Source organism: Sulfurimonas sp. SWIR-19, from assembly GCF_020410885.1.
GTDB lineage: Bacteria > Campylobacterota > Campylobacteria > Campylobacterales > Sulfurimonadaceae > Sulfurimonas > Sulfurimonas sediminis.
The window spans coordinates 630573-645388 of sequence record NZ_CP084578.1 but is presented as its reverse complement, the minus strand read 5'-3'; the positions used below and the strand labels follow the sequence as shown (position 1 = coordinate 645388).

The window sequence follows — 14816 nt, the reverse complement described above, 5'->3', positions numbered from 1 at the left end:
TATTGTAGCACATAAACGCAGAAGCTGGGGTTTAAGAGACAAAGCCGACAATGCAAAGGAATCTGTACTTTTAAGGCTCAAGTGTGACTTGTGAAAAAACTAAATTTTTTTCTGCAGTGCCGACTGTTCCGGTCTAAAAGTCTGTATTTAAGAAGGTACAAAAGTTTTTTGTTTTATAATGAAAAGAAAACGGGAAAAATATGAAATTTATACAGCTTTTTTTACTCTTTGGGATATTTTTATATGCTTCGGTAAAGACACCTTCTGATGTCTATTCCCAGTCTATTGTACTCAAACAGATGGTTGAAGCACTGCGCAAAGAAAACGGCATCACAAAACCGCTTAAAGAAGTTGAGCAGCAACATAACAAACTGCCGCGGCATGTTATTCAAAAAACACTTGAGGTATTGACAAAAGTAAACAAATACAGAGAAATACATAACTTTGGTCCTATTGCCATTCCGCCTGTCCCTCCAAGAAAAATTACCCCGCAGGATGTATACAACAATGTCATACGACTCAAAGAAGAGATTCACTACCTGCTCAAAAACCAAAAAAAGTACTTTGCTTACAGACAGTACAAAGACAAAACACCGAGTGATGTTTACCAAGTGCTCTGGACAGTTTCTCTTGGTTTCGATGAGTTGCTGGGACAGGGATTTACCCCGAGTGATGTCTATATCCAGTCACAGCAGATTCTTGAGCGTATTGAGTTTTTACGCGCTTCACAAAGAGAGTACAGTGATGTAAAAATGCCGCCAAAACGACCAAACCTTCATCCAAATCATGCACTCTATGCCTCAATAGATTTGATAAAAAAGATAAGTGAAGTTGAAAAAAAACTCTGGATGACACCCGTACCTGTTCCAAAAGCCAAACATAAAGTCATCTCTCCCACAGAAGTGTATGATTCACTCCAAACCGTCAAAGCAGAACTCAACAGACTCTCTCGCCGTTTGGGAATAGAAAGAAGTTTTCCACCAAAAAAACTCCAAACAAAAAAGACACCTTCGGATGTCGTCCAAAATCTTGAGTATGCAAAAGCCCTGTTGCCTACTTTTGATTTTTCTCATCCGCTCAATCAGTATCCACAAAAATCACTTATCAAAACACCGAATGAAGTGTATGCACTCAGCGAATATATTTTGCATAAAATTATGCGAATCAAAGAGAGAAGAGGCATCCAGCTCAAAGCAAAAAAAGTACCGTATGTATATGGACTTGAGCCTATTTATGTCTATGTAAAGGGTCTTGAAGATTTGGAAAAAACAGCAAAACTAAAATCACTCGAAGGATTTTACCCCTCACAAATCCCTGATGCACCAAATACAAAAATAACACCAAGTGAGGTATATGAACTCATTTTACGGCTTGATGATGAAATCAACCTTGTTTACAATACAAAAAAATATAATTATAATTTTATCTCCTACAGAAACTACCTCGAGAAAAAAATCTACCAGGACAAAACACCTTCTGATGTTTATAATCTCTTATGGAAAATATCGTATGAGCTTGACACAATTTTAAACCAGGAGTATACTCCGAATGAGACCTATATTCTTGCTGTCAAACTCTACAAAAACATCCAGACTGTCAGTTATCATTTGACGCACAAACAGATGCTTATTCCTTTGCTGAAGTATGAATCAAAAGCTCCCTCTGATGTCTTTATGCAAAGTCTACAACTGATGCAGACACTTACAAAAATTAAAAAAAGAGGCAATCTCAATTCTGCAACACTGACTATTCCGCGTGACAAAATCATCACACCGAACTCTGTATATAATGCCTTGCGTCTCATCAGCGGAACTGTTTCAGAACTGCGCGTTTACTATAACATACAGGAGCATACAACTGTGCTCTCACAAAAAACACCAAAGAACAAAACACCCTCAGATGTTTTTAGTGTCTTAGAGGCAACAAACAAACTCGCACAAAAAATTCTCAAAGACAGTACCTATGCGCATTAGTCTCTCAACAAAGGTTGCCATCGGCACTTTTATCATTGCCACAGTCGGAATGCTTGTGATTGTCTTTTTATCTTTTTCTCTTATGATGCAGTATTCAAAAGAAAACTCCCTTGAACATCTCAACTTTGAACTCAAACAAAACAAAGAAAGCATTCACAATGACATCAAACAGGTTATTTATGATGCAAAAGTTCTCTCAAAAAATGAAGATGTTGCAGCATATTCACGGGCATTTTACAATCCTTACAATTATGATAAAAAAACAAACAGAACCTTAGAAGGGATACAGTCTTCTCTTGAAAAAAACTTTATCGCTCTTTTATCGCATAACGATGCCTATTTCAACATCCGTCTTTTATATAAAACCGGTTGGGAACTCCTTGTCACCTATAAGGACAAGCAGGGAGTACATATTCAAAAAAAGAGTCTCTTACAGGACAAAGCAGCAAAAAAATACTTTCAAGAAACAATAAAACTCCCCCCAGAGGAGGTTTCTGTCTCAGATATAACACTCAATGAAGAGTATGGACAGCTTTCCTATCCGCTTACACCGACTATTCGCATCTCTTTACCAATATATATTGATAAAAAACTCTTTGGTATGCTCATCATCAATGCAAATATCAATAAACTTTTTCGGGTGATTAAACAATATGATGACAAAAACAGTCCTAAAAATATCTATCTTGCGGACAAAAACAAATACTATATTTACAACAAGGACCAAAGCAAAACATTCGGATATGTGTTTGGACACAAAGAGTACAGACTTGATTATGATTTTGACCTGAGTAAACAGAGTTACTACAAAGATGATATACTGTTTACCTATACAACACTTCACTATGCAAAAGATAAATTCATATACATTGCACTTACATCTACAAGCAGTTTTTTACAAAAAGACTATGAAAATTTTATTCGCTCACTTGCTCTTTACAGTTTGTTGGTCTCCCTGCTTATTGCTTTGGTATCTCTTATACTTGTCCGTCGGCTTATTACACCGCTGAGTAAAATCACCCAGGCCGCAAAAGCCATTGCCGATGATACTTCAAAAAACAATATTGACTTCAATACTATTCATACACATGATGAAATAGAAGAGTTGGCAGACTCTCTGCAGATTATGCTTCTAAAGTTAGAGGAGTCAAAAAAAGATGTCGAGAAAAAAGTCAAAGAACGCACCGAAGAGCTTAACAAACTCAATGAAACACTCGAACAACTCGTGAAAGAAAAAACAAAGGAAAATATCAGACAGCTTGAAACACTCCAACAGCAGAGTAAACTTGCATCCATGGGAGAGATGATAGGCGCCATTGCCCATCAGTGGAGACAACCGCTTAATGAGATAAGCATAGCCGTTCAAAATCTCAAATATGATTATGAAGACGGATTAATTACAAAAGAGTATCTTGATGACTTTATAAAATCAACAAAAAAAGTAATTCAGTTTATGTCCGATACTATTGACGATTTTAGAAATTTTTACCGGGTTGACAAAACACAGGAACGATTCAGTGTAAAAGAGGCGGTACAAAGAGTGCTCTCTATTCAAAAGGCACAACTGCAAAACAACAATATCAAAGTTACGCTGCTTGGTGAAGATTTTGAAATAGTCGGTTACAAAAATGAACTGCAGCAGGTTATTTTAAATCTTATCAACAATGCAAAAGATGTTTTACTTGAAAGAAATATCAGTGACGCTAAAATTACAATTGTTTTAAAGAATCATACAGTAATAGTACGTGATAATGGTGGTGGAATCACTCCAGAGGTTATAGGCAGGGTTTTTGAGCCCTACTTTACGACAAAAGAACAGGGCAAAGGAACAGGAATGGGTCTTTATATGTCTAAAATGATGATAGAAGAAAATATGAACGCAAAACTGAGCGTAAAAAACACCGGTGAAGGTGTAGAATTTAGGATAGACTTTGATGAGTAAGAATGATATTACTATATTGTATGTGGAAGATGAAGCACATGTAAGAGAGATGCTCTCACGCTTTTTACAGCGTTTTTGCACGAAGCTTTATATTGCAAAAGATGGAGAAGAAGGGCTCTCTTTGTACAAAAAACACCATCCTGATATTGTCATTTCAGATATCCGTATGCCAAAAATGAGTGGGCTTGAGATGGCTGAAGCCATCAAAAAAATCAATCCTTCCCAACTTATTATGCTTATAACCGCTCACAATGACAGTGAATTTCTACACAAAGCCATTAATCTTGGAATAGACGGCTACATTCTCAAACCGGTAGATTTGGATGCTGTTAATGAAAAATTAAAAACCCTTATACAACGCATACAAAATGAAAGAGCGGCACAGCAACTCAAAGAGAGCGAAGAGAAGCTGAAACTTCTTTCGCAGGCTGTAGAACAGATGCATGAAATGGTACAGATTACAGATGTAGACGGAAAAATCATTTATGTAAATCCTGCTGCAACCGAGAATACCCAATATGAAGAGAGTGAGTTTATAGGAAAAAGCAACCGTATACTCAAATCAGGAGAACATTCAAAAAAATTTTATGGTAATTTATGGAAAACTGTCCTGGACGGGAAAACCTACCAAAATACTTTAATCAACAAAAGAAAAGACGGCAGTCTGTACTATGATGAAAAAATCATCTCTCCCATAAAAGATAAAAATGGGAAAGTGCGCTACTTTGTCTCTACAAGCCGTGATATAACACAAAGGGTTGCCCTGGAAAAAGAACTTCAAAAACTTGCAACCAAAGATGCGCTTACAGGCCTCTATAATCGCTATAAAATGTCAACACTGATAGAAGATGAAATAAAAAGAACAAAACGATACGGTGAAGTTTTCAGCCTGCTTATGCTTGACATAGACAAATTTAAGCATGTCAATGACACCTATGGACATGATGTAGGCGATTATGTTTTGCAGGAGTTGAGTCGTATTGTTTTACAAACCATAAGAAAAACGGACAGTTTCGGACGATGGGGCGGAGAAGAGTTTATGCTGCTGGCTCCCCATACAAATGCTGAGCAGGCCATGGAACTTGCCCAAAAAATACGTAAAAGGGTAGAAGAACATTCTTTTGAACATGTAGAAAAAATTACAGTAAGTATTGGCGTTACAGAGTACATAAACACAGAAAAGGAGACATCACTCTTAAAACGCGTTGATCAGGCTTTATACGAGGCAAAAGCAAATGGACGAAATCAAGTAGTCTGTTTTTAACCATATTTTAGATATAATCGCGAAAAATATTATATAGGCTAAACAATATGGTAACAGTACAAAATTTAACTATGCGCTTTGGAAACAGAGTGCTTTTTCAAGACATAAACTTAAAACTTGACCGTCACAAAAGATATGGTCTTATCGGAGCAAACGGAGCCGGCAAAACAACATTTTTGAAAATTCTTTCAGGTCAAATCAATGAATATGACGGGGAAGTTATCATCCCAAAACAAAACAAAGTCGGCGTTTTAGGACAAAATCAATATGCTTATGAAGATTTTACAATTATGGATGCTGTTTTGTACGGAAACAGACGTTTGTACGATGCTATCAAAGAAAAAGAAGAAATTTATATGTCCGGTGATTTTGAAGACGAAGCTGTCAACAACCGTCTTGCTGAACTTGAAACTATCTGTGTGGAAGAAGATCCGACTTATGAATACGATGTAAACATTGCAAAAATCCTAGAAAATGTCGGCATTGCGGCTGAAAAGCACAATGAACTGATGAGCACACTTGACTCTGCAGACAAATTCAAGGTTCTTTTGGCCCAGGTACTTTATCCAAAACCTGATGTTCTCTTTCTTGATGAGCCGACCAACAACCTCGACATTGAAACAATCAGCTGGCTCGAAAACGAACTCAAAAGACATGAGGGTACAATGGTTGTCATCTCGCATGACAGACACTTTCTCAATGCAGTAGTCACAAACATTCTTGATGTAGATTATCAAAAAATCCGTGAATTTACCGGTACCTATGATGACTGGTATATTGCGGCAAATGTCATGGCAAAACAGATGGAACTCGACAATGCAAAAAAACTCAAAGAAAAAGAACAGTTAGAAGCTTTTGTTCGTCGTTTTAGTGCGAATGCATCAAAAGCAAAACAGGCAACATCAAGACAGAAACAGCTTGAAAAATTAAATATCGAAGAGATGAAGCCGTCGTCCCGCCGTGATCCTTCTATCGTTTTCAAACCAAAAAGAGTCATGGGAGATGAAGCCTTAAATGTTGAGCATATCTGCCATTCATACGGAGACAATGAAGTCTTAAAAGATGTCACTTTTAAAGTAAATCCGGGTGAAAAAATCGCCATTATCGGTGGAAACGGTGTAGGAAAGACTACACTGATCAAAATTATTATGGAAGAACTCAAACCAAGCTGTGGCGGCAGTGTAACCTGGGGAGCAACAATCGAGTCTTCCTATTTTCCACAAGATACAGCAGACATTATCAAAGGTGACGGTACACTTTATGACTGGCTGCGTGCTTTTGATCCCAAACGTGAAATATCAGAAATCAGAAACTGCCTCGGAAGAATGCTTTTTAACGGAGAACAGCAGGAGAAAAATGTCGAAGCGATTTCGGGAGGAGAAAAACACCGAATGATGCTGAGCAAAATGATGCTTGAGGGTGGAAACTTTTTAGTGCTCGATGAGCCGACCAACCACCTTGACCTTGAAGCGATTGTTGCCCTTGGTGAAGCACTGCATGAATTTAAGGGCAATGTTATCTGTGTCTCGCATGACCGTGAACTCCTTGACGCTTTTGCCACACGCATCATAGAACTGCATGATGATCATACCTATACCGACTTTCAGGGAAGCTATGAAGAGTTTGCTGCTGCCAAAGAAGCCGGAACACTCTGAAAATGAAGAAGTACGAAGAGTATTTGGGTCTGGGAATCGCCGGCAATTTTGCCCTGCACCTTGCCCAGGCCGGAGAGCTTGAAGAGTTCAAAAATATTGTCACAGAGGATGAGGCCGCGCCAAAAGGGCTTTTTCCTTTCTACCTGCCCTGTGAAAAAAAGAGAGAGACTTCTCGCCCGCGTGAGCTGCTTTTTACCTATCCGCTTTCTTCTACACTGATACAACTGCCAAAAGAAGATGTCAATGTCCAGGCAGAACCCGAGGTAGGACTTTTGTGTGAACTGACCTACCAAAACGGACAAATCACGGCTATCAAACCAACATCATTCGGGGCATATAACGACTGCTCTATTCGTGTAAACGGTGCCCAAAAAATCAGTGACAAAAAAAACTGGGGACAAAACTCCAAAGGATTTGCTTCGCAACTCATTTCTATTGACAAATTTGAAGAGGGTGGCGTGATGGATGACTTCAGCATCTGCAGTTTTTTACGTCGCAATGATGCCTTGCATCCATATGGCGAAAATGTAGCACTTAACGGTTACAGCTACTTGTATAAAAAACTCACACAATGGATATGCAAGCAAATAAATACCCAAAAAGATTTTGGACCGCTCGAAGATATAAAAAGCTATGCAGCTACATGTAACTACCCAAAAAAAGCGCTTATCAGCATAGGGGCTACACGCTATACGCCCTATGGAGAGACTACTTTTTTACAAAAAGGGGATGAGCTATTTGTTGTTCTATACAACCACAAAACACACTCCCTGCGCGATGTCACAGATACACTTCATAATAAAAATTACACACAAGAACAGATGAGTATTTTGGCACAGAGCGTTTGCTGATGAAAACAGGTATTTATGAACACTACAAAGGCAAAAGGTATCAAGTGATTGAGACCGTAAGACACTCTGAAACAGAAGAACTTATGGTTCTTTATCGCGCCTTGTATGGAGACGAAGGGCTCTGGGTACGACCTTACAGTATGTTTTTTGAAACTTTATCTGTCAAAGGTTGTATACAACCCCGATTTCGCTATCTTGGAGAAAAAAATGAGTAGAGGAAAAAAACTCGATATCTTTATCGGTGCGAGCATAAATGATGACAGCTGGACGGAAGTTCATCATCCCAGCCCTCCAAAAAGTTCAAATATTACGGAAGAACCTGCTAAACATATTTTACTTTTTAAAAAAGAAAAACGCAGAGGCAAAACAGTTACACTGGTTGGAGAATTCCACAGACCAAAAAGTGAACTGACACTCCTCTTAAAATTACTGAAAAAAAAGCTTGGTTGCGGAGGCACTCTTAAAGAAAACTGGATGGAGTTTCAAGGAGATATAAAAGAAAAGCTTCGCCCGCTTTTAACTGAAGAAAAGTTCCGTTTCAAAAACGGACACTAGGCAATTTTTGCCTTTGAGGCATTTGAAGTTATTACATACCTGTCTCTTCCGGCTTCTTTTGCTTCATAAAGCATCTCATCAGACCGTGAAATCAATACATCTTCATCCAGCGCTTCATCTGCTATACAGCAAACAACACCAATAGAGAGTGTAAGATACTCATTTACTTTTGAAGCTTCATGTTTTATTTCAAGTCCTCTTACTGCATTGCAGATTTCTCTGGCAATATTTGCGCTGTTAGTCTCACTCGTATCACTCATAAGTACTCCAAACTCTTCACCGCCAAGTCTAAAAACATAGTCTCCCGGGCGTTTGAGTCTCTCTTTTAAAACCTTTGCAACACTTTTAAGTGCTTCATCTCCTGCAATATGCCCATAGGTATCATTATATTGTTTAAAATAGTCAATATCAAGCATCATAAATGTAATATAGGCTTTGTTTCGTTTTGCGCGCTTGACTTCTCTCTCATAGATGAAATTAAAATATCTTCTGTTGTGAAGATTTGTCAAAGAATCTGTATAAGAGGCATTTTCAAGCTTTTTATTGACAAGTTTGAGTTTCTTCGCTGCAATTTCAAGTCTTGTCTGATCTTTTTGGATACTCTCAAACACATAAAAAAGAATGATCAGCAGTCCCACAATAATAAGCCCGAGTGAAGTACCGATTTTCAGCAAAATTGAATCATAGGTATATAAAAACTTTTTTCTCTCATAATTTGCCATATTTACTTCATAATTGATCAGCTTTTCTAAAACATTATGAATTGTCTCAACTTTTTTTTCAAGTGTTGTAATTGATATATGCGCTAAATTTTTGGAAGCTTTCACGGCTTTTAGCACTTTGGAAAAATAATTATTGGCACGATTAATTTCCAAATCAGCATATTCCAGATAATACAATTCCTCTTCTGTCTTAAAATGAGACTTATAACTTTGCCATTTTTTATTGATATATTCCAGAGATGTTTCTATTTTAAAAGCTGCCTCACTGGGGCTGATTTCACCTCTTCGCACCTTGTAAACGGTAGCCGCCAGGTCGTAACTGTATGTTTTGACTATCTCGTTTAACTCTGTTACAGGTATCAAAGAACCAAAGTACAAAGAATCCATATTTTTTTTCATTGCATTAACGTAGTTTGTTCCTATGAATCCAAGAGCAAACAGCCCGACAGTAATCAAAAGAAAAAGAAAAAAAAGCTTACTTCTAAGTTTAAGTGCTTCGATAAACTGCATAAATGTCCTTCTTTGATACAAATAATTAAGCATATCTTGTACCATCTTCAAACTTTCCTGCCACTCTCCGCCCACCCTGAAGGATTAATACCATTAAGTTAAGAAAATTAATGCTTTTTCGGAACCGGTACTTCAGTGCCGGCTGTTTAAACTTTTTTGACACATGGGTTCTAAAAAAGATTACTAATTTATGTTAAAATTCTAAACAGATTTAAAAAACTGACATTCTGTCATAAAAAAAGAGCAATATGAAAGCCCAGGCAATCAAAACAGACAAATATCTCAACCAACAACAGATAAAAGAACATTTGAAAAATGTAGAGTACATCATTATGGCGGCACCGGCACCGGATCATTTCAAACAGACACCCATACACTTTACAATCTTTTTAAATACAGAAGAAGCACTACCAAAAGATATTCAGGATGCCGTACTAAAAAAATTTTTACAGGAGCATAAAATAGGCAAACCTGCAGAACTCATGAGTCAGCTTATGCCTGTGGGCTTTGCACTCAGCAAGGCACAGGAGACACCTATGCCTATGTTACTGGTAAAGCCGGAAGATCAAAAAAGTATTCCCTATACAGTCATGCATGTCATGGATTTTTTGGCAGATTCAGATGCCTTTGATGAAGCCAAAAAAGAGAATCTTACCGGCTGGAGTTACTCTTACGAGTAATTTCATTTATCTCTTTTGCTATATGTGAAGAGAGGTTTTCACAGCCATTTTTTGTAACTAAAATATTGTCTTCGATTCTTATGCCTGTACCTCTGTATTTTTTAGGAATAGTTACATCTGCTGCATCAAGGTAAATGCCGGGTTCTATGGTCATAACCATACCGGGTTGCAGGGGAATCTCTTTGCCGTTTGGTTTTTTATAGGGACATTCATCATGCACATCAAGCCCCATCCAGTGTCCGATACCGTGCGGATAGTATTTTTTGTGTGCTTTTTCTTTTAGCAGTGTTTTGAGTTCTCCATGCAATATTCCCAAATCTATCATTCCCTGACACAGCAACTCTTCGGATTTTTTCTGCAGTGCACTTTTAAACACACCCGGAGAAATCATCTTTATAATCTCTTTTTGTACATGTAAAACCATGTCATAAAGTTCTCTTTGTGCTTTTGTATAACTTCCGCTGACTGGTATTGTTCGTGTAATATCACTTGCATAATACTTATATTCACATCCGGCATCTATAAGTATCAGATCCCCTTGCATCAATTTTTTATCATTGTTTACATAATGCAGAGTATTGGCAGAGTTTCCACAGGCTACAATAGATGTATAGGCATCACTGTAGGCACCGTTTTTTTTGAAAATATACTCTAAATTTGCCTGCAGTTCATACTCATAATGCAGTTTCGCACTCAATTTCATCGCTTTATGGTGTGCTTTTTTTGTAATATTTATAGCTTTTTTGATGAGCTTAATCTCAGATTTTGACTTTATGAGACGCATTTTTTCAATATATGTCGCCAGATTTTCATAACTTTGTATGCTTTTACTGTGTCGTTTTAAAACTTTGACTTTTGCATATTCAAGCTTAAAATCATGATAAATATGTGCCTTGTTTTGTACATACTCTTTGAGTTTTGCTTCAAACTCATCAATTTCAAAAACATTATCCACCATGAAAAACTCTTTGGCTTTCTCTTTTCCCAGCCTTTTTCCATGCCAGAGTTCCTGCGTTTTGTCTTTTTTGGCAACAAACAAAAAAGTGTGAAATTTTTTTGCACCTTTTACAATAACCAAAACAGAATTATCTTCTGTGAAACCGCTCATATAGTAAAAATTACTGTTTTGTCGGTATGGATATTGTGTGTCATTGGAACGCGTTTTTGGCTCTGCACTAAACAAAACAGCCACACTAAAAGGTTTCAGTTGACGTCCCAGGCGTACTCTTCTTTGTTTATACTCTTTTTCACTTATCAAGACATACTCCCTGCAGCCATAAGCCGCACTCTTTTAAAATTTCATCTAAGGCATTGCTGAGTGCAATAACCCCGCCTTTTGCATCATCTGACAAAGTTTTTTGTTTGAAATGAAAAGTTTTTGTCGCTACTGTTTTATGACTTGCTTCATCAACCAGATTACATGTAATGACAACATTGACAAAAGAATTCTTTTCGTTTTCATCAAAATACTGCATAAAATCTTCTATATTTATTTCCAGTCTGTAGTCGTTTTTTGTTTTTGAGTCTGCACTTTGCACACTCTTAAAAAGATTCATAGCTCGCAAATACTCTGTAACAGCATATGTTAGAGCATCATTTGGCGTCTGTGCCCATCTTGATTGGGCATAAGAGTATTGTGCATATTTTCCCTCTACATAGTACATTTTCAAGGACATATAAAGTTTGTCACCAAAAGAGTGCTCTACTTTGAGTGTTTTTTGTCGACATTTGCCTGTCTGTACTTTTACTGCTTTTGTCTGTAGGTTGAGTCTGTACTGATTCTGCGCCGGTGTCGGCGATGTGCATCCGGTAATTGTTATTACCGCGATACATGTAAGCCATACAATTAATAGTCTATTTTTCACCAGGTCCCCTTTTTTCTGTTTCTTTTTTATACAAAATATCACTCGGACTGCGGTCATAATGTTCTAACAGTTCATCTAAATTTATCAATGTCTGTTGCATTTGTGTCACTGTGCTGTTAATCAACGGTACTGACTGCACTGTGATATCTTCAACATTATTCTGTACATCAGAAAAAGATTTTGCCATATCATTCATAATCTGTCCCATTTCCAGATATGTTTGTTTGATACTAGAAAAAGAGTCATTGATTTTCTTTTCCCATGCAATGCTGTGTTCGACTAATTTATTCATATTAGGAATACTTTTGTCAATCTGGGCTGTGATATGTTCCATATTTTCCGCACTCGATTGCAGGTGTGCAATGGTTTTTTCATCAAGTATTGTATCAATTTTTGCCATAACCATAGCACTTTCATGCAAAAATCTAGAAAACTGTTCCTGGTTTTTTTCACTCAACAGCTCATTTGTTCTGTCAAGCGTCATAAGCAACAGTTCAGAGACCGAATCCAGTGACTGTTCCACATTTGCGAAAAAAGAAGGAGCTGACTTGATTACAGGATAGATTTCTCCTTTTTTTGCTTTAAGCGGCGGTGCATTATTGCTTCCCTCTGTCAGATTTATATAACTCAGTCCGGTAATGCCCTGTGCGGTGAGCTTCGCCACCGTATCTTCTTTTACGGGTGTCGTCTTTAGCATACTGACTGTCACTTCCACCTGTTCGGTGTTTTTCGGATTAATGCGCAAGCGTATTACTTTGCCTACTTTTATACCCTTGTATTTCACAGGTGCATCAAGATTAAGTCCCAACACCGATTCATTAAAATATATAATGTAGTTCTGTGTCGCCTCTGCTTTTTCAGGTTTGAGCATCCAGTAAACAAACCCGAGTATGCTGAGCATTCCCAACAAAACGACAAACCCTACCAATGTATAATTTACTTTATTGTTCATGTTTTATCTCTAAAAAAAGTTTGTATAAAATCATTCTTCACAGAAGTAACCTCTTCTAAACTGCCCTCATAGGCAATTTTTTTATTATCAATTATAGCCATTCTATCCAAAGTATTATATATAGAATGTAAATCATGTGTGACAATTACCATAGTAAGTCCGAGCATGGAGCGCAACTGCAAGATAAGTTCATCGAACTCTCTGGCAGAAATCGGATCAAGCCCGCTTGTAGGCTCATCCAAAAAAAGCAGTTTGGGATCCATCGCCAAGGCTCTGGCAATCCCCGCTTTTTTTCGCATACCTCCGCTTATCTGCGAAGGATACAAAAATGCATCACTTGGTTTTAATCCTACCAAATCAAGTTTAAATGCCACTATTTCTTCTATCATTTTTTCAGAAAGTGTTGCATACTCCCGCAGCGCCAACGCAATATTTTCTGCCAGGGTCAAAGAAGAAAAAAGCGCACCAAACTGGAACAGCACACCCCATTTTCGCCTGAGTTCCTGTGCCTGGCTTTCACTGACACTCTCTATTTTCTGTCCCAAAATTTCAATACTTCCTCCCTGAAACTCCTGCAGCATCACCATTTCACGCAGCAGTGTTGTTTTTCCGCAGCCGCTTGGTCCCAAAAGCCCGTAAATTTCACCTTCGTTTACATGTAAATTGAGCCCGTCATGCACTACTTTGTCACCAAAAACTGTTTTGACACCGCTTACTTTAATCAGTTCCATCATATCCCCAGATTTGTAAAGGCTATAGAAAAAACCGCATCACATACAATGACGGCAAAGAGTGACTCGACAACACTTTTTGTAGTATTGTATCCTATGCTTTGTGTATCATCTTTGACGATTAAGCCTCTGTAGATACCGATAGAAGCAATCAAAAATGCAAAAAACGGTCCTTTGATTAGTCCCACGTAAAAATGTTTCATCGCCACTACCTCTTGCAGTCTGTCTATGAAAAGTGCCGGTGGCAAATCCAGACTCAAATCAGCAACGATAATGCCTCCGAGCATAGCCATAATATCTGCTACAAAAATGAGTATCGGCAGCATGACAACAAGCGCAACAATTCTTGGCAAGACCAAAAATGTATAGGGGTCAAAGCCCATAGTTCGCATGGCATCAATTTCCTGTGTGATTTTCATCGCCCCTATCTGTGCCGTATAGGCTGAACCGCTTCTTCCAGCGATGACTATTGCCGTAATCAAGGGAGCAAGTTCTCTGAATATAGAAATACCCATCATATCCACTATAAAAATATTGCCTCCGTATCGCTGAAGCTGGTAAGCTGCCTGATAGGCTGTCACCAAACCAATCAGAAAGCTTGTCAATGCTACAATGCCAAGAGCGCGCAGTGCACTTTCATTGATTTCAAATGCAATCTCTTTAAAACGAATATTTTTGACACTTTTAAAATAGAGTAAAAAAGAGATGAAGACCTTCCCGATAAACTCCATAAAAGAGACAAATGAAAGGTAGGAGCGATAAAATGTTTTTCCCACATACTCTAATATATTTTCTTTTGGAGGTTTGTATTTTTTATCGAGCTTTTTTTTATGCTCTTTGGTCAATGCAAGTGTATGCAAAAAGTTTGTATTTGCAGACTCTATCTTCGCATGGTACTCTTCTTGCAGGTCAGCTAAAAAAAGAGCAAAAGCGGTATCAAGATAAGAGGCATCTCTTAAATCAACAGTAATTTTTTTAAAATTTGAGAGCCCGATTTTTGCAATGGATTCTTGGGCTTGATGAAGATTGTAGAGTGTCAATTCCCCCGAAAATTCAAGGGAAATACTCTCTTTCTCAATGGTAGTGCACAGTAGGTTTTCAGGCATGAGACAAAAG

The 14816-nt window shown here is 37.8% G+C and carries 14 protein-coding genes; 8 read left to right on the top strand and 6 right to left on the bottom strand.

What is annotated here, in order from left to right:
- Positions 1-200 precede the first annotated feature (200 nt).
- From LCX93_RS03355 to LCX93_RS03325, 7 genes are read left to right on the top strand one after another with little or no spacing between them, the layout of a single operon-like run.
- Complete coding sequence (locus tag LCX93_RS03355) at positions 201-1973, top strand: hypothetical protein (RefSeq protein ID WP_226068511.1); 1773 nt, start codon at positions 201-203, stop codon at positions 1971-1973.
- A complete protein-coding gene (locus tag LCX93_RS03350; RefSeq protein ID WP_226068509.1) occupies positions 1963-3915 on the top strand; it encodes a sensor histidine kinase in 1953 nt (650 codons plus the stop codon). Before LCX93_RS03355 ends, LCX93_RS03350 begins: the two co-directional genes overlap by 11 nt.
- Positions 3908-5179, top strand: a complete 1272-nt coding sequence (locus LCX93_RS03345) for a GGDEF domain-containing response regulator (RefSeq protein ID WP_226068507.1) — start codon at positions 3908-3910, stop codon at positions 5177-5179. The genes LCX93_RS03350 and LCX93_RS03345 overlap by 8 nt, the downstream gene beginning before the upstream one ends.
- Positions 5180-5226: 47 nt before the next feature.
- On the top strand, positions 5227-6834 hold the full coding sequence (locus LCX93_RS03340; protein ID WP_226068505.1) for an ABC-F family ATP-binding cassette domain-containing protein: 1608 nt from the start codon (positions 5227-5229) through the stop codon (positions 6832-6834).
- Between the two features lie 2 nt (positions 6835-6836).
- Entirely contained in the window at positions 6837-7685 is an 849-nt protein-coding gene (locus tag LCX93_RS03335; protein ID WP_226068503.1) for a DUF5718 family protein, read from the top strand.
- Positions 7685-7900 carry a DUF1653 domain-containing protein gene (locus tag LCX93_RS03330; RefSeq protein ID WP_226068501.1) on the top strand — a complete coding sequence of 72 codons (216 nt, stop codon included), beginning with the start codon at positions 7685-7687 and terminating at the stop codon, positions 7898-7900. Before LCX93_RS03335 ends, LCX93_RS03330 begins: the two co-directional genes overlap by 1 nt.
- Positions 7893-8240: a translation initiation factor gene (locus LCX93_RS03325; RefSeq protein WP_226068499.1), complete on the top strand. Its 348-nt coding sequence runs from the start codon at positions 7893-7895 to the stop codon at positions 8238-8240. The genes LCX93_RS03330 and LCX93_RS03325 overlap by 8 nt, the downstream gene beginning before the upstream one ends.
- On the opposite strand, the gene LCX93_RS03320 is transcribed toward LCX93_RS03325, so the two are convergent.
- Positions 8237-9472, bottom strand: coding sequence for a diguanylate cyclase (locus LCX93_RS03320; protein ID WP_226068497.1), 1236 nt, complete (start codon positions 9470-9472; stop codon positions 8237-8239). The two genes, LCX93_RS03325 and LCX93_RS03320, sit on opposite strands and share 4 nt — an antisense overlap.
- A 248-nt stretch (positions 9473-9720) precedes the next feature.
- Here LCX93_RS03320 and LCX93_RS03315 point away from each other — a divergent pair, with 248 nt between their 5' ends.
- Entirely contained in the window at positions 9721-10152 is a 432-nt protein-coding gene (locus LCX93_RS03315; RefSeq protein ID WP_226068494.1) for a hypothetical protein, read from the top strand.
- Here the strand turns inward: LCX93_RS03315 and LCX93_RS03310 are convergent.
- The 5 genes from LCX93_RS03310 to LCX93_RS03290 are packed head-to-tail and all read right to left on the bottom strand — an operon-like array spanning position 10124 to position 14806.
- Positions 10124-11410: an aminopeptidase P N-terminal domain-containing protein gene (locus LCX93_RS03310; protein WP_226068492.1), complete on the bottom strand. Its 1287-nt coding sequence runs from the start codon at positions 11408-11410 to the stop codon at positions 10124-10126. The genes LCX93_RS03315 and LCX93_RS03310 overlap by 29 nt on opposite strands.
- The gene (locus LCX93_RS03305) at positions 11400-12017 is read right to left on the bottom strand and encodes an ABC-type transport auxiliary lipoprotein family protein (protein ID WP_226068490.1); all 618 of its coding nucleotides are present in this window, start codon (positions 12015-12017) and stop codon (positions 11400-11402) included. The genes LCX93_RS03310 and LCX93_RS03305 overlap by 11 nt, the downstream gene beginning before the upstream one ends.
- Positions 12007-12969, bottom strand: coding sequence for an MlaD family protein (locus LCX93_RS03300; protein ID WP_226068488.1), 963 nt, complete (start codon positions 12967-12969; stop codon positions 12007-12009). Before LCX93_RS03300 ends, LCX93_RS03305 begins: the two co-directional genes overlap by 11 nt.
- Positions 12966-13703 carry an ABC transporter ATP-binding protein gene (locus tag LCX93_RS03295; protein ID WP_226068479.1) on the bottom strand — a complete coding sequence of 246 codons (738 nt, stop codon included), beginning with the start codon at positions 13701-13703 and terminating at the stop codon, positions 12966-12968. The genes LCX93_RS03300 and LCX93_RS03295 overlap by 4 nt, the downstream gene beginning before the upstream one ends.
- On the bottom strand, positions 13700-14806 hold the full coding sequence (locus LCX93_RS03290; protein ID WP_226068477.1) for an MlaE family ABC transporter permease: 1107 nt from the start codon (positions 14804-14806) through the stop codon (positions 13700-13702). The genes LCX93_RS03295 and LCX93_RS03290 overlap by 4 nt, the downstream gene beginning before the upstream one ends.
- Positions 14807-14816 lie beyond the last annotated feature (10 nt).